Annotated in this window: 21 protein-coding genes; 5 read left to right on the forward strand and 16 right to left on the reverse strand. The window is 39.7% G+C overall.

Going from position 1 to position 24,267, the window contains the following annotated elements; translation table 11 throughout:
• The first annotated feature begins 8 nt into the window (after positions 1–8).
• Positions 9–1,673, forward strand: a complete 1,665-nt coding sequence (gene menD / locus K8089_RS04980; RefSeq protein ID WP_237602185.1) for a 2-succinyl-5-enolpyruvyl-6-hydroxy-3-cyclohexene-1-carboxylic-acid synthase — start codon at positions 9–11, stop codon at positions 1,671–1,673.
• Here the strand turns inward: menD and K8089_RS04985 are convergent.
• Complete coding sequence (locus K8089_RS04985; protein ID WP_237602186.1) at positions 1,663–2,070, reverse strand: hypothetical protein; 408 nt, start codon at positions 2,068–2,070, stop codon at positions 1,663–1,665. The two genes, menD and K8089_RS04985, sit on opposite strands and share 11 nt — an antisense overlap.
• Positions 2,071–2,157: 87 nt before the next feature.
• On the opposite strand from K8089_RS04985, the gene K8089_RS04990 reads away from it, so the two are divergent.
• The gene (locus K8089_RS04990) at positions 2,158–3,015 is read left to right on the forward strand and encodes a CvfB family protein (RefSeq protein WP_237602187.1); all 858 of its coding nucleotides are present in this window, start codon (positions 2,158–2,160) and stop codon (positions 3,013–3,015) included.
• A gap of 20 nt (positions 3,016–3,035) precedes the next feature.
• On the opposite strand, the gene K8089_RS04995 is transcribed toward K8089_RS04990, so the two are convergent.
• From K8089_RS04995 to K8089_RS05020, 6 genes are all read right to left on the reverse strand, one after another.
• On the reverse strand, positions 3,036–3,644 hold the full coding sequence (locus K8089_RS04995) for a MarR family winged helix-turn-helix transcriptional regulator (RefSeq protein WP_237602188.1): 609 nt from the start codon (positions 3,642–3,644) through the stop codon (positions 3,036–3,038).
• Between the two features lie 68 nt (positions 3,645–3,712).
• Positions 3,713–3,976 (reverse strand): DUF2024 family protein, encoded by a 264-nt coding sequence (locus K8089_RS05000; protein WP_237602189.1) that lies wholly within the window; start codon positions 3,974–3,976, stop codon positions 3,713–3,715.
• Positions 3,977–3,978: 2 nt separating this feature from the next.
• Complete coding sequence (locus K8089_RS05005) at positions 3,979–4,698, reverse strand: hypothetical protein (protein WP_237602190.1); 720 nt, start codon at positions 4,696–4,698, stop codon at positions 3,979–3,981.
• A 59-nt stretch (positions 4,699–4,757) separates the two neighbouring features.
• Positions 4,758–4,991 carry a thioredoxin family protein gene (locus K8089_RS05010; RefSeq protein ID WP_237602191.1) on the reverse strand — a complete coding sequence of 78 codons (234 nt, stop codon included), beginning with the start codon at positions 4,989–4,991 and terminating at the stop codon, positions 4,758–4,760.
• 174 nt (positions 4,992–5,165) lie between these two features.
• Positions 5,166–5,648, reverse strand: coding sequence for a hypothetical protein (locus tag K8089_RS05015; protein ID WP_237602192.1), 483 nt, complete (start codon positions 5,646–5,648; stop codon positions 5,166–5,168).
• A 53-nt stretch (positions 5,649–5,701) separates the two neighbouring features.
• Complete coding sequence (locus tag K8089_RS05020; protein WP_237602193.1) at positions 5,702–6,820, reverse strand: C1 family peptidase; 1,119 nt, start codon at positions 6,818–6,820, stop codon at positions 5,702–5,704.
• A 131-nt stretch (positions 6,821–6,951) separates the two neighbouring features.
• Between K8089_RS05020 and K8089_RS05025 the strand changes: the two genes are divergently transcribed.
• On the forward strand, positions 6,952–7,791 hold the full coding sequence (locus tag K8089_RS05025; RefSeq protein WP_237602194.1) for a 1,4-dihydroxy-2-naphthoyl-CoA synthase: 840 nt from the start codon (positions 6,952–6,954) through the stop codon (positions 7,789–7,791).
• A 110-nt stretch (positions 7,792–7,901) separates the two neighbouring features.
• Here K8089_RS05025 and K8089_RS05030 read toward each other — a convergent pair whose 3' ends face one another.
• The 9 genes from K8089_RS05030 to K8089_RS05070 form a co-directional block, all read right to left on the reverse strand.
• Complete coding sequence (locus K8089_RS05030) at positions 7,902–8,291, reverse strand: STAS/SEC14 domain-containing protein (protein ID WP_237602195.1); 390 nt, start codon at positions 8,289–8,291, stop codon at positions 7,902–7,904.
• 272 nt (positions 8,292–8,563) lie between these two features.
• Positions 8,564–9,085, reverse strand: a complete 522-nt coding sequence (locus K8089_RS05035; RefSeq protein WP_237602196.1) for a hypothetical protein — start codon at positions 9,083–9,085, stop codon at positions 8,564–8,566.
• Between the two features lie 65 nt (positions 9,086–9,150).
• Positions 9,151–11,565, reverse strand: coding sequence for an alpha-ketoacid dehydrogenase subunit alpha/beta (locus K8089_RS05040; RefSeq protein WP_237602197.1), 2,415 nt, complete (start codon positions 11,563–11,565; stop codon positions 9,151–9,153).
• A gap of 97 nt (positions 11,566–11,662) precedes the next feature.
• Complete coding sequence (locus K8089_RS05045) at positions 11,663–11,890, reverse strand: hypothetical protein (protein WP_237602198.1); 228 nt, start codon at positions 11,888–11,890, stop codon at positions 11,663–11,665.
• A 330-nt stretch (positions 11,891–12,220) separates the two neighbouring features.
• Entirely contained in the window at positions 12,221–15,034 is a 2,814-nt protein-coding gene (locus K8089_RS05050; RefSeq protein WP_237602199.1) for a metalloprotease, read from the reverse strand.
• A 39-nt stretch (positions 15,035–15,073) separates the two neighbouring features.
• Complete coding sequence (locus tag K8089_RS05055) at positions 15,074–15,763, reverse strand: LOG family protein (RefSeq protein ID WP_237602200.1); 690 nt, start codon at positions 15,761–15,763, stop codon at positions 15,074–15,076.
• 74 nt (positions 15,764–15,837) lie between these two features.
• Positions 15,838–18,699, reverse strand: coding sequence for an excinuclease ABC subunit UvrA (uvrA, locus tag K8089_RS05060; RefSeq protein ID WP_237602201.1), 2,862 nt, complete (start codon positions 18,697–18,699; stop codon positions 15,838–15,840).
• Between the two features lie 83 nt (positions 18,700–18,782).
• Positions 18,783–20,501 carry a gamma-glutamyltransferase gene (ggt, locus tag K8089_RS05065; RefSeq protein WP_237602202.1) on the reverse strand — a complete coding sequence of 573 codons (1,719 nt, stop codon included), beginning with the start codon at positions 20,499–20,501 and terminating at the stop codon, positions 18,783–18,785.
• A complete protein-coding gene (locus tag K8089_RS05070) occupies positions 20,498–21,082 on the reverse strand; it encodes an acyl carrier protein phosphodiesterase (protein ID WP_237602203.1) in 585 nt (194 codons plus the stop codon). Before K8089_RS05070 ends, ggt begins: the two co-directional genes overlap by 4 nt.
• A 40-nt stretch (positions 21,083–21,122) precedes the next feature.
• Between K8089_RS05070 and K8089_RS05075 the strand changes: the two genes are divergently transcribed.
• Positions 21,123–22,193, forward strand: a complete 1,071-nt coding sequence (locus K8089_RS05075; RefSeq protein WP_237602204.1) for an acyltransferase family protein — start codon at positions 21,123–21,125, stop codon at positions 22,191–22,193.
• The gene (gene glmM, locus K8089_RS05080; RefSeq protein WP_237602205.1) at positions 22,190–23,575 is read left to right on the forward strand and encodes a phosphoglucosamine mutase; all 1,386 of its coding nucleotides are present in this window, start codon (positions 22,190–22,192) and stop codon (positions 23,573–23,575) included. Before K8089_RS05075 ends, glmM begins: the two co-directional genes overlap by 4 nt.
• Positions 23,576–24,267: the final 692 nt, after the last annotated feature.

Genomic DNA, 24,267 nt, shown 5'->3' on the forward strand with positions numbered 1-24,267 from the left:
TGTATTCCATGATATTCTCAGATAAAATTCTCTCACAAACCCTTGTTCAATTATGTTTGAATAAAGGCGTAAACCATATTGTAATTTCCCCCGGCTCGCGCAATGCACCTTTAACTATTGGTTTTGGTAATCACCCAAAATTTAAGTGTTTTAGCATAGTAGATGAACGATGCGCTGCATTTTTTGCTTTGGGAATGGCCCAACAATTAAAAAAACCGGTGGCGGTTGTTTGCACTTCTGGCTCCGCATTACTCAATTATTATCCGGCAATTGCCGAAGCTTTTTACAGCGATATTCCGTTAATAATTATTGCAGCCGATAGACCCGCAGATCGCATCGATATTGGCGACGGACAAACAATCCGGCAACAAAATGTTTTTGAAAACCATATTCTGTACAGTGCAAACTGTATTGAAGGTGAAGATTTCCAAATAAAAAATGAAACCGAAATTAATGTCGCAATTAACACGGCAATAGAATTGAACGGGCCGGTACATATCAATCTTCCGCTGTCTGAACCATTATATAATACTACAGAAACGCAATTGGTTTGGCCGCAAAACGTCCCGCCACGAAATACAGATTTAACTTTAGAAGAAAACTTAGCGCCTTTTATTAACCAGTGGAACAACAGCAAAAAGAAAATGATTCTTGTAGGCGTTTTACCCCCAAACAGTGTAGAACAACGCTTTGTGAAGCAGTTGGCAACAGATGAAAGCGTTTTGGTTTTAACTGAAACCACTTCCAATCTGCACAACCTAAACTTTATTTCGGCCATAGACCAGCTTATCACCCCGCTAACTGAAACCGATTTTAAAGAACTTCAACCCGAAATTTTATTGACCTTCGGTGGCATGGTAATTTCAAAAAGAATAAAAGCCTTTCTGCGTAGTTTTCCGCCAAAAGCACATTGGCACGTCGATGCAAAAAAAGCATTCGACACCTATTTTGTGTTGGAGCATCATTTCAAAACGCCGATTGATAATTTCTTAGTTGAATTTCTTCCTAAGACAATTTCGGTGCAAAGCGATTATCAAAAGCAATGGTTGGCGGTAAAACAACACAGATTGCAACGCCACAAAACTTTTGAAAGCGAAATTCCATATTCAGATTTTATGGTTTTTTGCGATATATTCCACAACCTTCCGCAACATATTCAATTGCAATTGAGCAATAGCGCCACAATTAGGTATGCGCAACTTTTCGAAATTCCTCCATCTGCCCAAGTTTACTGCAACCGTGGTACCAGCGGCATCGACGGAAGCACGAGTACGGCTATTGGAGCAGCGGTAACTTCAAAATTGCCCACCGTGTTTTTAACCGGCGACCTCAGTTTCTTTTACGACAGCAACGCACTTTGGAACAATTACATTCCTCAGAATTTTAAAATAATTGTTATAAACAACGGGGGAGGGGGTATTTTCAGAATTCTTCCCGGTGAAAAAGACACCCAACTTTTCGATACGTATTTTGAAACCAAACACAACTTAAGCGCTAAACAGCTTTCAGAAATGTACAACTTCAATTATGATACAATTGAAAATAAAGAAGAATTAGAAGGAAAACTGACGGCCTTTTTCAGCAAAAATGAGGCGCCCGCTTTGTTGGAAATATTTACACCTTCAACAGTAAACGATAAAGTGTTGCTGGATTATTTCAAATTTATTTTGTAAATGTTTTACTCCATAAAACAGCCTCGTATAGGGTTTCAAAAACAGCAAATGGTTTTTTACAGAATTTAGACTCCAATTCTGCATTACTTCGCGCTATTTCACTGTAAGCCACCACTACCATTGCCTTTAAGGTAGGCACCCGATTTAAATATTTGTAGTCTGTAGGTTTTACCGAATAAGACTGAACGCGGTTCGAAATATAAACCCAAGGCTTAGTGCCAAGAAACGCAAGCCCTTTTAATAACGACGAAAGGCCGTTTTTATGCGAAATAATAATTCCTTCCTTAGCTTCAACCACAACCAGAGTACCGTAAAAATAAACGGTGCCAATTTCAGTGTGCCATACTTTTTCAAGTTTAAATTCCGATGGCAGGTTATGGGGTGCGTTTTTTTCCATATTGGAGGTGAATGTACGGCATAAGTTTCACTTGTATATACCCGTTATCGCCTTTTTTTTTGATAAGAATACAGTACCTTTGCAACTATGATAAAACTGGGTGAATACAATACTTTAGAAATCCTTCGGGAAACCGAGCCAGGGTTGTATTTAGGCGATGAAGAAGAAAATGTGGTGCTTTTACCACATAGATATAAGCCTGAGGAATATGAAATTGGCGATGAAATTTCCGTTTTTATATATCTCGATAACGAAGAGCGGCCAATAGCAACAACCCTCGAACCATTTTTGTTGTTAAACACTTTTGGTTATTTGCACTGCAGCGACGTTACCGAATACGGCGCCTTTATGGATTGGGGTTTGGAGAAACAGCTCTTCGTACCTTTTAAAGAACAGGCGCGCCCAATGAAAAAAGGCAACTGGTATATCGTTTACTTGTATATAGACGAAAAAACCAATCGCTTGGTAGGATCGAGTAAAACAAACCATTTTCTTCAAAATGAAACCTTAACGGTAGAAGCCTTTGAGGAAGTGGATATTCTAGTTACCCACCTTACTGACAAGGGTGCAAACGTAATAGTAAACGGCGTTCACAAGGGTTTAATCTATATTGAAGATATATTTGAAGACATCCGCACCGGCGACCGAATGAAGGCTTTTGTTAAAAACATTCGCCCCGATAAAAAAATAGATCTTGTTCTTCAAAAACCGGGTTATCGGAGTATAGAACCAAACGCCAACTTTATCCGCGAGGAATTGGAGGCTGCTGGTGGGTTTTTACCGCTTCACGATAAATCTGACCCCGATACAATTAAAAATATGTTGGGAATGAGTAAAAAAAGTTTCAAAAAGGCAATTGGAACCCTCTATAAAGACAAGCAGATTACAATAAAGGATGACGGAATAGAATTGCTGGAAAATTCAAAAGAGAATACAGCGAGTTAAAGCTCAAATGCACTCAATATTTAGCTGGCTTTCTCCTCAAATTCTGGGCAGTCAACGCGTATAGCTTCGGTTTTTAGAGGCTTTTGAAGATATTCGCAATAATCACCGCCATCTTTTTTACTGTGGAATTTACAAGCAAAACAAGTGCGCTGAACGCTGATGATACCCGCCTTGTTCAAATTGTAAATAAGTTTTACGATGGCTTCATAAACAGTTTCTAACTGCTCTTCATCAAAACTATCAAACTGCTTTTTTAACGGATTTGCATAATTTTCGGTTACTGAAACCAATTCCTTTCCTTTTTCAGAAAGTACAATTAAAAAACTTCGGCTGTCAGCACCTGAATAATCTTTTAAGATAAGTTTTTTCTGTTCCAATGATTTCACCGCATCGCTAATCGTTGGTTTAGTAAGGTCAAATTCCTTTGCCAGATAACTCACTGTGCAAAGCGAGCTTTTGTGATAAGCAATAAAAATTAAGATTTGAATTTGAATAGGGCTCACGCCAGATTTTTTGGCTTCGGCCCAAAGTAACGTCCGGAAAACTTCCGAAATCCGTTCCAATCCAATTACTATTTTATTACTCACACTTTCTTGCTGAAAGGAAGTATCGAAAACACTTTTTTCCATATTAAAGCCTGTTAGGAGTTTGATCCTAACAGGCAAAGTTAGTAATCCTAATTACTTTTTTAACTATTTTATAAACAGTTTTCCATTTCTAAAATATAATACCCTTTTTGAAGAATTGCTGTTTCTACTTCAGCCGTAGCATTTTCAAAATGACAAAAATTACATTTTTTAGAATCTAAAGCTCCGGTTTTAAACGGTTTACTCTCTAAATACTGTTCTCCAAATGCATAAACCTGATCTTTATCCTCCAAATCTGATGGCACCAAAATATCAAAATGCATTCTTTCGCCATTCGGCCTTTCCACGTAAGTATCCCAAACTGCTATTTTCATAATCACTTGTTTTTTACGGAATAAGGTAAAGACAAATTCCCGCTCGCTACGCTGTAAACTTTATAAACACCTAACATGGGTTTCTCCATATTTTCTGTATTTACTTGCATATACGCAGCCACTCCATCATAATTAAAACTGGCTTGGTTATTCATCCTGTAAGTTGGAACCACAACTTTAATAACGTTGTTGATTGCCTTAACCCCATACCCGGGAGAGTCCATATACATTGGCATTCCAGGGTTGGTAGGTGGTAACTTTACCGTAGCGTCGCCTTTCTTAAATTGTTTTACCGCAAGTCCGCCTTCCACTCTTTTATCTTCCACCAAAACTACCCAATGCGGGTGCCAGATTACGCCGTCGTTGTTGTAATCGCTATCTGTATTTTCGTCCCATAATGGGGTGTCGTCAAAATCAGGGTGGGAGGTTAGCGCCAAAGCCACGATGCCTGCTGTTTCACTAAACCCAACATCGGTAGATTTTAAAGTGGTTGGGAAAACATATCCCAAAACAGGGGCACCGTTCATTTTACCGGCGGGCACTGGCGTTGTAGCACCGGCGTTGCCAGCAACGGTAATCTCCCAAACCAAAACACCTAAGTCTGCGTGATTGGTAACTTCAGCCTTCGTTATTTTAAAATCATCATTCCCGTATTCTGCATTTTGCGAATAGCTAATGGTTGCTAATAAAAGTAAAACTAATATAATTGTTGATTTTTTCATCTTTAGTGTTTTTAAAACAAAGGCTTTCTCTTTCCCAAAGAAAACCTTTGTGTTGTTATTTAATTTTTTACATCGGCCATTGAAGCTCCATAATTTATATGAAGCACATTCCCCGTAGGCGTAACTAACGCAGGTACAGATTTTACGCCTGCGTTTTCGGCGTCTTGAATTTTCGATTTTTCTTCTCCCAAATGCACCACATCAATGGTTGCGGGATCCATCAATTCCAGAATTTCGTGTTCGGCACTTAAGCAAACCGGACAACCAGCGTGATAAAAAACAGATTTTTTCATAATTAATAAGAATTTAAGTTTGAAAGCAATATTGCTGCAACAAATATAGTAAGGAATCCTAACTAAATAGCATAATGCATAAAATATTTTTAATTAAACGTATCAAATCAATTGAAATACACCTAAAAAGAAAGGAAAAAAAGAGTGTTTTATAAGAAGTAAAAAAAGTAGAAATTACTGCGAATACTGACCGTACGCACCATAACCCACATAAAAACCACTGCGACGCGAAGGACGCTGATAAAAGCCGTAGGAATAGGGCATAAGCTCTGGTCTTAAATACCCCCGCGACTCTTTATACGAAATGTTATTAACTGCCGTGGAGCCATCTGCACTGTAACTGCTGTTACCGCCGTAAATACCGTATTCTCTTGGGTCTAACGAAATTTTAATATCAGACTTTACATAATTTTGACTTGCAGCCATTGCATCGTACATACTCACTGCTTCGCGATAGTTGTTTTTGTTCAACTTAAAAGAAGGCAGCTTATTTGAAGTGTTGTTTGAAAATCCAGAATCGGAAAAAGGCGAAGTGCTTATTAAGCTTTCAATTTCGGGCAACTTTACAAAATTCAATTTGTGCTTATTGCTCTCAAAATCCAACTGGGCCGAAGCGAGCAGCGGAAATAATAAAAGTAAAATCAATAGCTTTTTCATCGCCACAAAGATATCAAAATTTAAGCCAACTTTAAACGCAATCTGTGCTTCTACTACAAACTTAACTTTTTAGCTGTACCTTTTGTAACAGCGTCTTTATGAACCGTAACGCTTATGGCTTTTAATCGCATATAGGCCTCGCTAAAATATACGTAACCTCCATTGGCAACCCGCGTTTCATCTGTACCCCAGCTGTTTTTTACTTTGTAGTATTTGGTGCCGTTTTGGTCGCGAAGCATTCCCGTAATATGCATTAAATGATCGTCTGTAGTGTTGTAATTTTCAAACTCCTCTTGGCGGTATTGTTGCGTAATTTCCTTTTCGGGATAAATGCGGTTCAATGCCTTCATTGTATTTTCAGCATTTTCAGGAATAACGGCTACACCCTCTTTTGACGAAAAGCTACGCTCGCTCACGTCGCAATCCAATTCAACAGTAAAGCCGTTTTCCAAAGCATTGTCAATGGTCGCCATCATTTCGTCCAGTGGCACATTGTAAAAACTGCCATTGCTCCAGTTATCGGGAATGTTCAGTATAAATTTTGAATAGAAAGGTGCGTGGGTAAAACTGGTTATATTTATATAGTCTTCGGGTACAATTTTGGTCATTTTTAAAAAACTTTCGGGGGTGTATTGTTTCCCTTCAAAAGTAAAATTATTAACGTTTTTCCCAATGTACACGTCTAGCACACCTTCAATTGCAGCGCGCCATTTAGGGCTGAGGCTTCGCCCGGGATTGTCAACATAGGTTTTTAACATGGCTTCCAAAACTGCAACCATTTCGGCGTGGTTGTATTTGGTTTCCCCAGCAAACAAACCGCTAAACGCTTCTTCGGGTACCAGCCCATTCCGTGCCACCGAATTCATAACATCGTGCGCCAATCCGCCTTCGCCAAACTGCGCTTTTCCTTGACGCATAATAAAGTTTTCGGCCTTCAACGGATATGTATTTCGCACTTGGTACATTTCGCTTAAATCAATATTTTTTCCCGTAAGACGAATTATTTCACTTTCCAAAAATGAAATACTGCTAAAACTCCAGCAAGTTCCCGTAATTCCTTGGCTTATTACGGGCGTTGTTTCAAGGTCGGTAACGGTTGTAAATTTGTAAGTTTCTTGTGCACTAAGCGTTAAAGTGAAAAGAGTTATAAAGAAAAGAATAAAATGTTTCATCGTTTTTGTCAGGTCGAGCGCAGTCGAGACCTTTTTTAATTTACAAGTTATAATGACCTCTCGACTGCGCTCGAGGAGACATTACCTTATTTAAAATTTTGATTTCATATATTTACGCTAAAATAACAAATATGAATTCATCCAACTGGAAAACAGCTAAAGAATATACAGATATAACCTATAAAAAATCAAACGGTGTGGCGCGCATTGCTTTCAACAGACCCGATGTACGCAACGCTTTTCGCCCTAAAACCACCGCCGAATTGCTCGATGCTTTTCACGATGCACAGGAAGATACTTCAATAGGAGTAGTGCTGCTTTCGGCCGAGGGTCCTTCCTCCAAAGATGGTGTTTACAGTTTTTGCAGTGGCGGCGACCAAAAGGCGCGCGGCCACCAAGGGTATGTGGGCGAAGATGGATATCACCGTTTAAATATTCTCGATGTACAAAGGCTAATACGTTTTATGCCGAAAGCCGTAATCTGCGTTGTTCCGGGATGGGCCGTTGGTGGCGGACATAGTTTACACGTAGTTTGCGATTTAACTTTGGCGAGTAAGGAACACGCTATTTTTAAACAAACCGACGCCGATGTTACCAGTTTCGACGGCGGTTACGGAAGTGCATATTTAGCCAAAATGGTAGGGCAGAAGCGGGCTCGCGAAATATTTTTTCTCGGAAGAAATTACTCGGCACAGGAAGCTTTTGAAATGGGAATGGTCAACGCCGTTATCCCACACGCCGAATTGGAAGACACGGCATACCAATGGGCACAGGAAATTCTTACAAAAAGTCCAACTTCTATTAAAATGCTAAAATTTGCAATGAACCTTACAGACGACGGTATGGTTGGTCAACAGGTTTTTGCGGGTGAAGCAACACGTCTTGCCTATATGACCGAGGAAGCCAAAGAAGGCCGCGATGCTTTTCTTGAAAAACGAAAGCCTAATTTCGATAAAAAGTGGCTGCCGTAGTGGTTTAATCGGTGAAAGGGAGCCAAGTTTTTATAAACTAAGCCCTTCTTTTGTAACTTCAATATTGAAATAATAATGATGTGGAAACAAATAATTATACGTTGAGAAAACTAATTTTCGGTTTCGCTAAGGTCTAATTCTTTTTGTACCCAAGCCATCGCCTCGCTGAGGGTGTCAAAAATTTTAAACTTCTTTTTGTAAAACATGCTTTCCAGTTTGGCATTAGACTTTGCAATTTTGGTTTTTGCAACAATGGCTATTGCCACTAACCTGTGAATTTTTGAAGTTTCCAAATAGGTGAGGGGGTCAACAGCATAGTTAAAATATCTGTTCGATATATAGACCATTTTCTTATTGGCAAAATGCGCATCCAGTATCTCCCTCAATTTTTGGTTATGGGCAGGAACTACAGTTATACCCTCTTTAAATTGATTCACTAGGAAATTATCAAAAATAAAAACTTCTGATTCTTTAAAATCGTAATAGTGAAACATGCCCATTCTATAAAAATTAAGGAGGTCTTTTAAAGATAAGTAAGATTTTTAAGTATTAATAATAATTTTCCGTTAATGTAAACCAATTTATTATTAATAAATACTACAGATAAAACCGTCCTTTCTTGAACTGTCACATTTTAATCCACCGCCGCAGATTGCAATCTCATCAGGCTTTATATAGGTAATAAAAACCGCATCAACCGCACTATCATTAACGTTACCTTATAATACTTTTGAATGTTTTCTATTACCAATTTTTGTAGCAGTAAATAAGGCTACCGCATCAAAAATAACATTTCGGCTGGCAGGTCTCTTTTTTCAATTTCATTGCCTACGGTGTCGTAAAAAACAAATTGCATCTGGTTGCCATCTAACAATTTCACCAAATAGATTTCACGTTTGGGACTGTACAGACTAATAAATTCTGCCGAATGAACCTCAAACCTTTTATAATTCTGCTCAATTTTCAATCGTACCGTTGTGGGTATAATTTCAGCAGGCGTAAACTCTGAATGAAATACCAACATTCCATTGGGAAGATATGCCGCCGAAAAACCGGGTCGGCCGTCTTCTTCAAATTTAGCGTAGTACAGTATGTTGGGAGCGTCCTGCATTCCGTCTATTTCCTGCACTTGCCATTGCGAAACGAAATTGGTGGGGTACAAAGCTTCTTGCCGGTCTAAAACCATTTTTGGCACTTCAGACTGCGGGATAAAGCGCACATTGTCATTCACGTCTTGCGCGTAAATGCTTGTTGAAAAGATTAAACCTAATACGAGTGTAAAAATATTTCTCATAGCTGTATATATTTTAATATGCTATAAGATACACAGCCTAATGCAGGAATAACAGGATTTTAGCGTTATCTTAACTTCGGAAACTGTGCTGGGTTAGTCTCGTGCATAATTTCATATACCTTTTCATAAACATCTTCCACCGAAGGTTTGGTAAAGTAATCGCCGTCTGTGCCATAGGGCGGACGGTGTTCCTTAGCCGATAAAGTTTGTGGCTTACTGTCTAAATATTGATACCCACCTTGTACTTCAACAATCTGGTTCAAAATATAGGCAGAAGCACCTCCAGGCACGTCTTCGTCTATAACCAGTAGTCTGTTAGTATTAGCAACGCTCTTTACCAAATCATTGTTAATATCTAGTGGCAGCAGCGATTGTACGTCTATTACTTCGGCATCAATACCTGCTTGCAGTAGTTCTTTTGCGGCTTCTTCAACTATACGTAGCGTACTACCGTAGGAAACCAACGTAATATCTGTTCCTTTTTTAATTGTTTCCACAACGCCAATTGGCGTTTTAAATTCACCGAGATTGTTTGGTAGTTTTTCCTTTAAACGATAGCCGTTTAAACATTCTATTATTAGTGCAGGCTCGTCTGTTTCAAGTAGCGTATTGTAAAAACCTGCTGCTTTAGTCATATTTCTTGGTACGAGTACATACATTCCGCGAAGCAAATGGATTAAACCACCCATTTGTGAACCACTGTGCCAAATACCTTCCAGCCTGTGGCCACGTGTACGTACAATCAACGGTGCTTTTTGTGTGCCATTTGTTCTGTAGCGTACCGTTACCAAATCGTCACTCATTATTTGTAGGCAGTACAAAATATAATCTAAATACTGAATTTCAGCTATAGGGCGAAGGCCACGCATCGCCATTCCTATTCCTTGCCCTAAAATAGTAGCTTCGCGAATACCCGCATCGGCAACTCTTAGTGCGCCGTACTTTTCCTGTAACCCTTCCAAACCTTGGTTTACATCGCCTATTGTACCACTGTCCTCTCCAAATATTAAAACTTCTGGGTGCTTGTCAAAAATGGCGTCAAAATTGTCGCGCAATACTACGCGTCCATCTACATCTTCGGCATCTTGGGCGTAAGTAGGGGGTACTTCCTCAATTGTTTTGGCGTTTTCTTTTGCTTCGGAATAGAGATGCGCACTGTATTTTGGCTGAATTACTTCAATATAATTATTAATCCAATCTTGAAGCTGCTTCTTTTCCGGCGAATCTTCGCCAGTAACGTAACGCAATGCTTTTCTGGCCGAAGCGAGAATATTGCGGCGCAACGGCTCTTTTTCGGAAGCCAATTCATTTTTTATTTTCTCGATAAAGTTTTTATTGGCACTGTTTTCAGATAAATTCCCAAGTAAAAGAACGGCCTCTTCCTGCTCCTTTTTCTGAGGTGCAACAAATGCTTCCCAAGCTGCCTTTTTACCGTCGCGAACTTGTTTCTTTATTGCTTTCTCTATTTCTACTAAAGTTTCTTCCGTTGCAATTTCACTTTCAATAATCCATTGGCGCATTTTAACGTTGCAGTCGTAATCTGCTTCCCACGCCAATCGGTCTTTGCTTTTATAACGCTCGTGAGACCCGCTTGTGCTGTGGCCTTGGGGCTGTGTTAATTGCTGCACGTGAATTAAAACCGGCACGTGTTCTTCGCGCGCAATTTTTGAGGCGCGATTGTAAACATCAATCAGTTCGGTATAATCCCACCCGTTTACACGAATTATTTCATAACCGTTTTCTTCTTCGTTACGCTGAAAACCTTTTAATATTTCAGAAATATTCTCTTTTGTAGTTTGATATTTAGCGTGTACCGAAATTCCGTATTCATCATCCCAAACGCTCATCACCATGGGTACTTGCAATACCCCGGCTGCGTTTATGGTTTCCCAAAAAAGCCCTTCGCTCGTACTGGCATTTCCAATTGTTCCCCACGCAACTTCATTTCCGTTGATGGAAAAATTGGTTTTGTTTTCAATTCCTTTTACGTTTCTAAAAATTTTGGAAGCCTGTGCCAATCCTAACAAACGCGGCATCTGCCCCGCTGTTGGTGAAATATCTGCACTGCTGTTTTTTTGCTGGGCAAGGTTTTTCCAACTGCCGTCTTCATTTAAACTGTGTGTAGCAAAGTGGCCGCCCATTTGCCGTCCGGCGCTCATGGGGTCTGCTTTTATATCTGTATGTGCATAAAGTCCTGCAAAAAACTGCTCAATAGTCAGTTTGCCAATGGCCATCATAAAGGTTTGGTCGCGGTAGTACCCGCTTCGCCAATCGCCATTTTTAAATGCTTTGGCCCAAGCTAGTTGTGGCACCTCTTTTCCGTCGCCAAAAATACCGAATTTCGCTTTCCCAGTAAGCACCTCGCGACGCCCTAAAAGACTACATTCGCGGCTGGTAACCGCAATTTTATAATCGTTTAAAATCGTTTCTTTAAAATCTTCAAAAGAAATCTCGCCATTTGTCTTCGGGTCTGTCTGCATGAATTTTTGTTTAAGGATTACAAAAGTAGCGAAATTGAGAGTGTTTTACAACGCTAATTTGCTAACATCGGATTTTTAAAAGATACTAATTTTAAAACTACTTTTCCGTTTTTGAAGAGATTAACTTCACTACCAGCAATCTAAGCAATAAAATAAATGGAAACCCGTGTAATAAAACGTCAAACCAATCTTCGGCTTGCATCCCCTCAGCACCCCCAGCAATCCATTTATACTTCCCCCACAAATGGGGTTCAGGAAAAAATGGAGCCAACCCAAGCGTAAGACAGATTAATATAATAATCCGCCAGTTATTTAGTATTTCCATTGTTTATTTGTTTAACTGTTATCTAATGTCTCACATCATGTCTCACATCTAACAGCGCAGCGGTCTATCATCGCGATTCGCGATTCACGATTCATTTTTTTCTGAGATTTGTTATTTGTTATTTGAGATTTGTTTTTTTCTGAGATTTGTTATTTGAGATTTGTTATATGTTATATGTTATATGTTATATGTTATTTGGGATTTGTTATTCGGGATTTGAGATTTGTTTTTTTTGAGATTTGTTATTTGGGATTTGTTATTTGGGATTTGTTATTTGAGATTTGGAATTTGTTATTTGAGATTTGAGATTTGGAATTTGGAATTCCAACCCTAATACCACCTCCGCGTAAATAACCCAAGCAAAGTCTTCGGACTTAAAGTAACAATAAACCGTACCTTTTCGTCGTAATGTGGCAGATTGGGTTCGAAGCCTAAATTTGAATAAATCGGGAAATACAATTCAAAATAATCGGCCACCAAACTCAATCTAATTCCGCTGTCAAAAACCGCATTTACCCCCCGCTCTTTATTGGCGACCAAACCTAAATCGCCATAGGCATAAATCCATTTCCAAATATTTGTGCTCGCATTTACCGTAGCCATCCAACTGTTGGCGTAAGCGGGCTCCAACTGCGATTTAAATCCGCCTTCTGCGATAATTAACTGCTGACTAAACAAGCCGGAATCTTCGCTTCTTCCGTAATAATTATAGTCAAAAAGATAGTCGTTTGGACGGTCTAAAGCAAAACTAAAAAAGTCTTCGTGTTCGCGTGTGTCGTTAAATAAAAACACCCCAGCAAAAAAACGAAGGTTCAATTGGCGGTTGCTCAAAAAGAGTTTCCGATACTCTAAATCTACAGATAACTTGCTAAATTTTGAAGAAATTTCATAATCTGCAACCCCCCTAAAATAATTGATAAGATTCGGATTGGAATATACATACTGCATATTGAAAACACTGTAATTGGGCTGCTGGTCTGTGGCATTCGGATCTTCATCGCGATAAACGTTTACATTCCGTAAATTTATATACTGTTTTTCGTTGTCGCGCAAATCGGGATTTCTAAATGCAAAGGTAATATAAGGGGTAAATTTTTTGTAAAATAAGCCGCGGTCGTAGGAGTAATAATTACCCGAAAATCCATACCGCATGGCGTATAAATTTCCTTGGTTCATGGTCTGCGTATAACTAATAGAACCGCCCCCAACAAGAGTTTTAGAGCGAAATCCAAACTGGGGTTCCAAGCTGTAATGCACCGCCTTGCGCAGCACCGTTTTGTTGTAAAGCCGCAACCCTGCCGAAACACCGTCGTAAAGGTTGTACTCAAAAATAGGCATAAAGAACATCTGCGTAAACTTGGGGTCTTCCACATCTTGGAAAAGACGAAACTGTAACGGTTTATTCAGCAATCCACTTACAGTTTTAAAGTTGTTACGCATATTGTACTCCGGAATTCTTCCTTCGTAATTCAGTGCCAACTTTTTAATATTTCCCGCCGGAATGGTAACAGTAGTCATACTATCCACGGGTTTTGTCCACGTTTTATAGACTATTTCATCGTCGTTTAAACCGTAAAGCGATATAGGCAGTTCGCTCTTCCTATTATTCTTTATATATACCTTCAGCGAATCGCCTTGCTTTTCAACGTTTTTTATTTTAAAATCTACAGTTGTACGCGTATCGACAAAATCTTCAAAAAACCAATTTATGGGCAGCTCCGTTCGCGAGGCAAGTAAGTTTTCAAAATCTGAAGATCGAACCGGCTTTAATCTATTTTCTTTATAGAAATCTTTAATAGTTTTATCTAAGACGGTATCGCCCAAATAATCGTTTAAATAGCGCAACCCGCTTCCCCCGTAATAACCGTTGGCAATATTCATATTAAACTTTAACAACGAATCCTTTGGCGTAGTTAATGACTGCTGAATATTGTTGCGAGCCATATTTAAATACAACAACGAATACTGGTCGTTAAACTCCAAATCTGCCGCGTGCGCCCAACGTATTATCCACCAATTACTCAAATTTCCAATAAGCTTCATTTTAGGATAATACCTATCGGCATATTCCATCATCAAATAAATCTGCAAGGCATCCTGCAACCAATAATCACGGCGCGAGTCTAAAATAAGCGTGTTTTGAATATAATGCCGCGTTATGGTTTTTAACTGCTCCATGTCATATTCAAACCCATCGGGATACGGACTTATAAAACTGGGCAACTGGTTAAGCCCGTAAACCGGATTTGTTTTGTAATCGGTTTCGCTTACAACCATTTTTTTAAACGGATAGGGACCCAGTCTTTCGTCTAAAAAGTGTGCAATTCTATCAATCATCAAAGCTTGTACCGGCGGATTTATCTTGCTGTTTTGCAAGTTGGTAACTACCGTAAACTTATCGGTTTCAATTGTTTCGAAAGTAGAATTCCGCTCCAAATAAAGAGTCACATTTGTTCGGTCGCTGCCTTTAAGGAAGAGCTTCTTTTTGTTTTCTGAAATATTTTCCGAAACCAAATCCAAATCGGTTGTAACCCAATACTGCTTCGGAAGCTGAAGCGAAATGGTATAGTTAGAAGGGGTAACATACAAATCGTTGGTGTTCTTATTGCTGTACACACGCCACTCGCCATTGTAAACGGCAGGCAAAATATACCAATCCCGCAATTTAAAATTAGCGCGGCTATCCACCCCAAACCGCGTAAACTTGCTATCGGGAACTTTTACTACATACTCCAGATTAAAAGTGTAGCTAGCTCCCGGAAGTAGCGATTTTTCAGGTATCACCTTTAAAATATCCACCGCCCCATCGCGCGTCCACTGCAACGGATTTGCACTGCTGTTGTATATTTTTTCAATAGTGGTTTTTCCCCGATCTTCATCTTTTTCAAAATGAAATGAACTGTTGTAATTTTCTGAAAAACGCTTCCCCAACTCACTCGTTTTAGTAGAAAAACTATTGGGCCAGTCAAATAGAAATAATTCCCTTAGCGTATCTGCCGAAGTGTTTTTAAAAGTTATTTCCTGTTTAATTGAAAGTGTTTTCTGCACAGGATTCAGCGAAGCATCAATATGAATACTATGCTGCGCCCTCGCTTGAATTACCAAACAAAAAAGTAATAGAAATATGATTCTTTTTGAAATCAAAAAGTTGAAGTGAGTTTAAATGTTAGCGATTGTCAAATATTAAAAATTCGGACTCAAATTGTATTCGTTATAGAAATCGTTCAAAATTTGAAGCACTTCGTCCTCGGTATCTACCAAATGCACCAAGTCTAAATCATCGGCACTTACATTGTTGTTGGCTTCCAAAAGTGTGGTTTTAATCCATTCAAACAATCCACCCCAAAATTCAGACCCAACCAAAATAAGTGGAAACTTATCAATTTTATGTGTTTGAATTAATGTTAATGCTTCAAAAAATTCATCTAAAGTTCCAAAGCCACCTGGCATTACAACAAAGCCTTGGGAGTATTTTACAAACATTACTTTTCTAACAAAAAAATAATCAAAATCTATGCTCTTATCGCTGTCTATATAAGGGTTGTCGTGCTGCTCAAAAGGGAGTGTAATATTTAAACCTACCGAAGTACCACCAGCTAAATGCGCCCCTTTATTACCCGCTTCCATAATTCCTGGACCCCCCCCAGTAATAACGCCGTACCCGTTTTCGGTAATCTTCTTGGCTATGTTTTCAGCCAATTTGTAATACGGATTGTCAGGTTTAGTTCGGGCCGAACCAAATATAGAAACGCAAGGGCCAATACGGCTCATCTTTTCATATCCATTTACAAACTCCCCCATGATTTTAAAAATTGCCCACGAGTCGTTCGTTTTTACTTGATTCCAGTTTTTTGGTATTTGTTCGTCTCTCATTTTTTAAATGGTATTATAAAATATAAATTCAAGGCTCAATATTAGGTGCCTTGAATTTTAAATATCGTGTTTTGCTAATGTAATTCTTTTTTAAGGAACCTCGCAGTAAAGCTTTTTTTGTTTTCGGCTACTTCTTCAGGAGTGCCTAAAGCCATAACTTTCCCACCTTTGCGTCCCCCTTCGGGACCAATATCTATTATATAATCAACGGTTTTTATTACATCTAAGTTGTGTTCAATAATTAAAACTGTATTGCCTTTTTCCACTAATTTATTCAATACAATCATCAACACGCGTATGTCTTCAAAATGAAGCCCAGTGGTGGGTTCATCCAGTATATAAAATGTGTTTCCGGTGTCGCGTTTTGAAAGCTCGGTAGCCAGTTTTATACGCTGTGCCTCTCCGCCCGAAAGTGTTGTAGATTGCTGCCCAAGGGTAATATAACCCAAGCCCACGTCTTTTATTGTTTTAATTTTCCGGTATATCTTCGGAATGTTTTCAAAGAAATCGGCCGCCTCATTTATGGTCATTGCCAACACGTCGTAAATAGATTTTCCTTTATAACGAATTTCTAAGGTTTCACGATTAAAACGCTTGCCTTGGCAGGTTTCACATTCCACGTAAACGTCTGGCAAGAAATTCATTTCAATTACACGCAATCCTGCACCCTTACATGTTTCACAACGTCCGCCAGCAACATTAAAGCTAAAACGTCCCGGCTTGTAACCGCGAATCATCGCCTCGGGCGTTTTGGCAAAAAGATTTCGTATTTCCGAAAATACACCCGTATAGGTCGCCGGATTACTTCGCGGCGTTCTCCCAATTGGCGACTGGTTAATATCAATAACCTTATCAATATTTTCTAACCCTTCAATCTTTTTATAAGGCATCGGTTTTTTAACCCCGTTAAAAAAATGCGCATTTAAAATAGGGTAGAGTGTTTCGTTAATAAGTGTAGATTTTCCACTTCCCGAAACACCCGTAACCCCAATCATTTTTCCCAAAGGAAAAGTAACCGTTACATTTTTTAAGTTATTTCCGGAAGCACCTTTTAAAGTTAAGGTTTTCCCGTTGCCTTCGCGACGTTGCTTCGGAATTTCAATTTCCTTGGTTCCATTTAAATAATCTGCCGTAAGTGTATGATGCTTTTTTATCTCTTCGGGCGTGCCTTCACTAACTATTTCGCCACCGTGTCTTCCGGCCGCAGGACCAATGTCTATCACATAATCGGCGTGCTCAATCATATCTTTGTCGTGCTCCACCACAATTACCGAGTTGCCAATTTCACGTAGTTGTTTAAGCGAATAAATCAATCGCTCATTGTCGCGCTGATGCAACCCAATGCTAGGCTCATCGAGAATATACAACACCCCAACCAACTGCGAACCAATTTGTGTGGCAAGCCTAATGCGTTGCGCTTCACCCCCCGAAAGCGATTTGGAACTGCGGTCTAAAGCCAGATATGTCAATCCTACATCTACTAAAAACTGAAGTCGCGTACGTACTTCTTTTATAATTTCTGAAGCAATTTTCACCTGTGTTTCAGAAATGTTTTCTTCTAAATTTTTAAACCACTCCGCCAGCTCGATAATATCCATATGTGCCAGCTCGGCTATGTTTTTATCATTCACCTTAAAGAAAAGCGATTCCTTCCGAAGTCGCGATCCATTGCATTCCGGACACGGAATTTTATCCATATACTCCTTTGCCCATCGTTTAAGTGAAGTGGTTTCGTTTGCATCAAACGTATTCTGAATAAAAGTAGCAACGCCTTCAAAATCTATTTTGTAGCTTCGGGTAATTCCCAATGCTTTCGATTCAATATCAAACTTTTCATTTCCACCGAAAAAGATAATGTCCTTTGCCTCCTTCGGAATTTTCTCAAAAGGATCACTCAGTTTAAATTTAAAACGTTCAGCAATTAACTCCAGCTGCTTAAAAACCCAATTGTTTTTCTGCGGTCCATGTGCGGCCAAAGCTCCCTGTTTTATCGATAACTTGGGGTCTGGAACTAATTTATCTAAATTAACTTCGTATAATTTCCCAAGTCCTTTACACTTTGGGCACATCCCCTTTGGTGAGTTAAAAGAAAAGTTGTTAGGCTCCGGATTGGGATACGAAATTCCCGAACTCGGGCACATCAACGACCTACTAAAATAGCGCGCTTCGTCGGTATCATTATCCAATACCATCAGCACATCATCACCGTGGTACATCGCTGTGTTTATGGTTTCTGAAAGTCGTTTGTCCTTGTCGTTACCTTCGGTTTCTACAGTAGTTGCGGCACTCGGACTAGCAATTTTTAATCGGTCAATTACAATTTCAATATCGTGGGTCTTGTACCTATCTACCTTCATTCCCTTAGTAATATCCCGTACTTCGCCGTCAACACGTACCTTTAAAAAACCCTGTTTGGCAATCTGCTCAAAAAGCTCGCGATAATGCCCTTTTCTGGAACGAACAACAGGGGAGAGGATGCTCACTTTTTTATCGGCATACTCTTCCAAAATAAGTTGCTGGATTTGCGCATCGCTATAACTTACCATTTTTTGCCCGGTGTTATAACTGTAAGCATCACTGGCTCGCGCGTAAAATAGACGAAGGAAATCGTAAATTTCGGTGATTGTACCTACGGTAGAACGCGGACTCTTACTCGTGGTTTTTTGCTCAATGGCAATTACAGGCGATAGCCCTTCAATTTTATCGACATCGGGACGTTCTAGGCTGCCTAAAAATTGGCGCGCATAAGCCGAAAATGTTTCTATATAACGGCGCTGCCCTTCGGCGTAAATGGTATCAAACGCCAAAGAGGATTTTCCGCTACCGGAAAGCCCTGTAATTACTACTAATTTTTCTCTTGGAATACGAACGTCAATGTTCTTTAAGTTGTGGACGCGGGCGCCCAAAACTTCTATAAAATCCTCATTTTTCAGCATAGTTTGCAAAGGTACTCAATTGAACCGAAAATAAAGAACTCCTGTTACTTAGCGATGTTAATTTTAGGTGAAATATTTATAAATTAATATCCCACGGCAGTATCGTCGCCACGACTGTCGGCACCGCCTTCCAACTTTCCATTCGGAAGCACGAAAATAGCATCAACCTTTCCGATAATCGGATCTACTTGCGTGTTTTCAGGATAGCCTTTTTGTTTTAAATTTTCAATTAAATCCCTCGGAAATCTTTCAACTTCGTATCTAATGGCATCAGGTAGCCACTGGTGATGAAACCTCGAAGCATCCACGGCTTCCTGCATATTCATATCAAATTCATATACATTCAAAATTGTTTGTACCACCGAAGTAATAATCGTTGCCCCACCGGGAGTGCCAACAACCATAGATAATTTTCCATCCTTTTCAATAATAGTGGGAGTCATAGAGCTTAACATTCGTTTTTGAGGCGCAATGGCATTTGCGTCTCCACCTACCAAACCATACACATTTGGCGCACCGGGTTTCGCGCTAAAATCGTCCATTTCGTTGTTTAAAAAGAAGCCTAAATCACTCACATATAATTTTGAACCATAGCCCGAATTTAAAGTAGTAGTAACTGAAACAGCATTTCCAGCAACATCTACAATTGAGTAATGTGTTGTCTCTTCACTTTCGTAACCAGAAATTTCCCCCGGTCTTATTTCTGAAGAAGGCGTTGCCTTATCAAAAGTAAAGCTATCCATGCGCGCACTTAAATAAGCGTCAGAAAGTAAAGAATCTATAGGGATGTTTATAAAATCGGGGTCCCCCAAATAGTAACTTCTATCGGCATAGGCGCGGCGTTCGGCTTCGGCTAAAACCTGAATGTATTTCTCAGAATTATGACCGTATTCTGCAAGCGGAAATGGTTCAACCATTTTTAAAATTTGAGCGATACAAATTCCGCCACTCGACGGTGGGGCCATCGAAATTATCCTTAAATCTTTATAATTAAAAATAATTGGCTCACGCCATTGCGCTTCATAAGCCTCTAAATCTCCCACAGTCATAATTCCGCCTTTTTCGGCTAAAAACTGCACAAGCTTTTTTCCACTTTCACCCCCGTAAAATTCTACGCGACCATTGACAGAAATACGTTTGAGAGTGGTTGCCAAAGCTATATTTTTTAGGGTATCGCCAGCATTTATTTCTTCAGTGAAAATAGAATTTTCTCCGTTTACTTCCTTAAATTGATTTTTGTATTCCGCAAATCGTTCAGCTTGTTGTGCAGTGACCACAAACCCGTTTAAAGCTAATTCAATAACAGGTTGCAAAATTACTTCCATAGGTAAGCTGCCAAACTTTTCGTGAACCGCAAACATACCCGCAATAGTTCCTGGCACCCCAACAGCTAAAGATCCTACCGAGCTTTTTTCTGGGATTACATTTCCGCCGGCATCCAAAAACATATTTTTGGTCGCTCCCATGGGCGCTTTTTCGCGATAGTCTAACGAACCTAGCTCGCCAAATTCGGTTCTATAAACCATAAACCCGCCACCGCCCAAATTACCTGCGTAGGGGTATGCCATCGCCAACGCCATTTCAGTGGCTATCATGGCATCAAAAGCATTTCCGCCTTTTTTTAAAATTTCTGTCCCAATTTTGGAGGCTTCCACCCGCGCCGAAACCACCATGGCACTGTCTGCTACCACCGCCTGCTTTTGTACTTTGGCAACTGGGGTATCAGGGATGGAAACCGTTTGCGGACTGTCTTTGCAGGAAACTAGCATAATTGCTAAAAAGACGGAGAAATATATCTTCATAGTTCGTTAAGTTTTTGAACGCAATGGGCCCTTAATTCTTCAAAAAAGGAAGTGAATTCTGCTTCAAATTTATCGTAATATGCTTCTAATTCTTCCACGGCTAAATTCATTTTTGAAACTCCTTTGGTGCGAATATTCATCTGTGCCAAAATCTTTCCAATTCCTTCAACCGTAGCATAACTCAACAACCAGTTGTCGGCTATCATATAAGGCATCATTCGTTGAATGCGAGCGGGAAGAATGGTAAAGTTTTTCCGAAGTAATTCGTAGAAATTTTCAACGTATTCATCCAAAGGTATCACAGAATAGGTGCTCCAGTTTTTTGCCAAAAAATGATCGTATAAAATATCGACAATCACCCCGCTATAATGCCCGTAATTTTTGTGAAGCCGCGCCGTACTTTGGTGCACAATAGGGTGGGCATCGGTAAAAGTATCGATGGCACGATGCAGCAATATTCCTTTGGCAATGACGGGCGGAAAATTTTCGTATCGCTTTCCTTTAATACCATCGGCGATAAAGTTACCGATAATAATTTCTTCGTCGTCCCCAGAAAGGTAGATATGTGCTAAAAAATTCATTCAATAAATATATGTATTTTTGGCCTGTAAAAACTGAAAATTGAAGAGGTTACCCAATTTAGATCCGTTGCGGTTTTTTTTAGCTTCCCTAGTGTTGCTATTTCACTTACCCCAACTTGCCGCCAATCAGGGACTTCCATATTTTGATGCCTTGCCTATATTTCATCGTGGGTTAGAAGCGGTTTATATGTTTTTTGTCCTTAGCGGATTTCTAATTATCCGAATTATATACCGGGCGAAAATTCGCGAAGCATTTTCCATAAAAGATTTTTACATCAGGAGAATCCTCCGCATATTCCCACTTTACTACCTTGTTTTAGGGTTTGGCTTATTGTTTTATAACGTCATCCTTCCTTTTTTAAACATTCCTTTTGAAATTAATTACACTTGGAAAGAAGCATTGTTTTACAATGTTTTCTTCCTGCCCAACGTCTTCGCAAAAATCTACGAACCCGGCGGTATAATTGAAATTCTTTGGTCTATCGGGATTGAAGAGCAATTCTATTTAATGATCGCCCCCTTGCTGTTTATAATTAATGTGAAATGGATTTTACGCGTTTTAAGCATCCTGCTTTTAGGATACTTTCTTCTTTACTGGACAGACGTTTTTGAAGTGCTTCGCAAATATACCTTTGTATTTTTCTATCTGTTTACGGGAGGGGTAATTGCAATTCTCGAAGAAAAGAAAAAACTCGAATTTGTAAAGCGTAAGGCCATCTTTCCGTTGCTAATTTGTGTGGCAACAATCATGTATTATATTACAGATATTTTTATGTTTGAACCCCTGTGGTTACGGTCTTTATTAACTTGCTTTTTATTCGGTTTCTTTATTCATTCCTTAGCGTTTAACAATCGCGGGGTGGAGGTAAACAGTAAAATTTTAAACCATTTTGGCAGCATTTCCTACGGAATATATATGTTTCACGCCATAGTTTTAAATGCGGTTGTATTTTTGTTTCTGAAATTGGAAATACTTCAAAACCTTGATAAAACTTTAACCGTAATTTTAATGCTTCTGCTTACCTTCGCGGGAACTATTTTAATAGCTCATCTCTCATACACATACTTTGAGCTCTACTTTTTAAAATTGAAAAATAAATTCAGAAAATGACTTTAATAAAATCTATATCGGGCATCCGCGGAACAATTGGCGGGGCACAAAGCGAAAATTTAACACCAATCGATGCGGTAAAATACGCCGCGGCCTACGGCACTTGGGTAAAACAACAACGCAATAAAGAAGATTACAAAGTAGTAGTGGGTCGCGACGCACGTATTTCGGGCGAAATGATCCAACAACTGGTAATGAATACCTTAGTTGGAATGGGAATTACGGTAATAGATTTAGACCTTTCCACCACCCCAACGGTTGAAATGGCCGTGACAATGGAACACGCCGATGGCGGAATTATCCTCACCGCAAGCCATAACCCAAAACAGTGGAACGCTTTAAAACTACTTAACAATAAAGGTGAATTTTTAAACGCAGCTGCCGGACAAGAAATTCTCGATATTGCCGAAGAGGGAAATATTTTGTTTTCCGAAGTTGATAATTTGGGCGAAATTCATAAAAACGATGCCTATATTGACTTGCATATCGATGAAATTTTAGACTTGCCACTCGTAAACGCCGAAGCGATTAAAGACGCAAAATTTAAAGTTGTGGTAGATGGTGTAAATTCTACCGGCGGGATTGCAGTACCCTTACTTTTGGGGGCCTTGGGCGTTGAAGCTGTAAAATTATACTGCACGCCAAATGGCGAGTTTCCACATAATCCAGAACCTTTAAAAGAACATTTAACCGATTTAATGCAATTGGTTCGCGATGAGTCTGCCGACTTCGGAATAGTAGTCGATCCCGATGTGGACCGACTGGCTTTTGTAGATGAAAATGGCGAAATGTTTGGTGAAGAATATACTTTAGTTGCCGTTGCCGATTATGTATTGCGAAATAATCCCGGAAGCACGGTAAGCAATATGTCGTCTTCGCGTGCCTTACGCGATGTAACCGAAAAACACGGAGGAACTTACACTGCCAGCGCCGTAGGTGAAGTAAATGTAGTTGAAAAGATGAAAGAAACCAACGCCGTAATTGGAGGTGAAGGAAACGGCGGAATTATTTATCCAGAACTGCATTATGGTCGCGATAGTTTGGTGGGAATCGCTCTGTTTTTAAGCTTTTTGGCCGAAGAAAAAATTACGGTAAGCGAACTTCGAAAAAAATACACCGCTTATTTTATGAGCAAAAAGAAGATTCAATTAACGCCACAGTTGGATGTTGATGCCATTCTAAAAGCGATGGAAGCCAAATATGCTTCGGAAGATATAAACACCATAGACGGCGTTAAAATAGACTTCCCAGAAAACTGGGTTCACCTTAGAAAATCAAACACCGAGCCCATTATTAGAATTTATACCGAAGCCAAAACTCAAGAAGAAGCAGATAAGTTAGCCGATAGGGTTATTGGCGAGATTAAGGAATTAGTGGGTTAGGTTTTTCCCATAATTGCAAAAGCCTGTCCCGAATTTACTTCGGGAGGGGGAGTAGCGTCTTCGATTTCAACTCTCCAAACATCCCCCCCCTGCCCCCCCTTCAAAGGAGGGAAGTAGCGTCATCCAGAAGTATCGTCTTCGACATTAACCTTCCCGTTTCGCGTTCAAATTTGTCCTACGTCATACGTCCTATCGTCCTACGTCTAGCATCTAGCATCTAGCATCTAGCCTCTAGTCTCTAGCGTCTAAAATCTCAAATCTCAAATCTCAAACCTCACATCTCACATCTCACATCTTCCTCCGCCCCCCTTCAAAAGCCTGTCCCGAATTTACTTCGGGAGGGGGGAAGTAGCGTCATCCAGAAGTATCGTCTTCGACATTAACCTTCCCGTTTCGCGTTCAAATTTGTCCTACGTCATACGTCCTATCGTCCTAAGTCTAGAATCTAGCATCTAGCATCTAGAATCTAGCATCTAGCCTCTAGCGTCTAAAATCTCAAATCTCACATCTCACATCTCACATCTCACATCTCACATCTTCCTCCGCCCCCCCTTCTAAAGCCTGTTTCGAAATTACTTCCGGATGGGGGTGAAGTAGCGTCTTGATTGTTACTGAAATCATTAATTGACCCATGCCAAAACTTTGAGTATTGAGAAATTGTCCTACGTCTTACGTCCTACCGTCCTACGTCA

Origin of the sequence: Aequorivita vitellina (assembly GCF_022008365.1) — a bacterium.
In the GTDB taxonomy this organism is placed as follows: Bacteria; Bacteroidota; Bacteroidia; order Flavobacteriales; family Flavobacteriaceae; genus Aequorivita; species Aequorivita vitellina.

Bases quoted from the DNA above. Each gene is read 5' to 3' on its own strand.
- K8089_RS05015 (WP_237602192.1), bottom strand. From the start codon at position 5,648: ATGAAAAAGCTATTGATTTTACTTTTATTATTTCCGCTGCTCGCTTCG.
- K8089_RS04985 (WP_237602186.1), bottom strand. From the start codon at position 2,070: ATGGAAAAAAACGCACCCCATAACCTGCCATCGGAATTTAAACTTGAA.
- K8089_RS04995 (WP_237602188.1), bottom strand. From the start codon at position 3,644: ATGGAAAAAAGTGTTTTCGATACTTCCTTTCAGCAAGAAAGTGTGAGT.
- K8089_RS05030 (WP_237602195.1), bottom strand. From the start codon at position 8,291: ATGGGCATGTTTCACTATTACGATTTTAAAGAATCAGAAGTTTTTATT.
- K8089_RS05005 (WP_237602190.1), bottom strand. From the start codon at position 4,698: ATGAAAAAATCAACAATTATATTAGTTTTACTTTTATTAGCAACCATT.
- K8089_RS05045 (WP_237602198.1), bottom strand. From the start codon at position 11,890: ATGGAAATACTAAATAACTGGCGGATTATTATATTAATCTGTCTTACG.
- K8089_RS05000 (WP_237602189.1), bottom strand. From the start codon at position 3,976: ATGAAAATAGCAGTTTGGGATACTTACGTGGAAAGGCCGAATGGCGAA.
- glmM (WP_237602205.1), top strand. From the start codon at position 22,190: ATGACTTTAATAAAATCTATATCGGGCATCCGCGGAACAATTGGCGGG.
- K8089_RS05070 (WP_237602203.1), bottom strand. From the start codon at position 21,082: ATGAATTTTTTAGCACATATCTACCTTTCTGGGGACGACGAAGAAATT.
- menD (WP_237602185.1), top strand. From the start codon at position 9: ATGATATTCTCAGATAAAATTCTCTCACAAACCCTTGTTCAATTATGT.
- K8089_RS04990 (WP_237602187.1), top strand. From the start codon at position 2,158: ATGATAAAACTGGGTGAATACAATACTTTAGAAATCCTTCGGGAAACC.
- K8089_RS05010 (WP_237602191.1), bottom strand. From the start codon at position 4,991: ATGAAAAAATCTGTTTTTTATCACGCTGGTTGTCCGGTTTGCTTAAGT.
- K8089_RS05025 (WP_237602194.1), top strand. From the start codon at position 6,952: ATGAATTCATCCAACTGGAAAACAGCTAAAGAATATACAGATATAACC.
- K8089_RS05035 (WP_237602196.1), bottom strand. From the start codon at position 9,085: ATGAGAAATATTTTTACACTCGTATTAGGTTTAATCTTTTCAACAAGC.
- ggt (WP_237602202.1), bottom strand. From the start codon at position 20,501: ATGAAGATATATTTCTCCGTCTTTTTAGCAATTATGCTAGTTTCCTGC.
- K8089_RS05055 (WP_237602200.1), bottom strand. From the start codon at position 15,763: ATGAGAGACGAACAAATACCAAAAAACTGGAATCAAGTAAAAACGAAC.
- uvrA (WP_237602201.1), bottom strand. From the start codon at position 18,699: ATGCTGAAAAATGAGGATTTTATAGAAGTTTTGGGCGCCCGCGTCCAC.
- K8089_RS05040 (WP_237602197.1), bottom strand. From the start codon at position 11,565: ATGCAGACAGACCCGAAGACAAATGGCGAGATTTCTTTTGAAGATTTT.
- K8089_RS05020 (WP_237602193.1), bottom strand. From the start codon at position 6,820: ATGAAACATTTTATTCTTTTCTTTATAACTCTTTTCACTTTAACGCTT.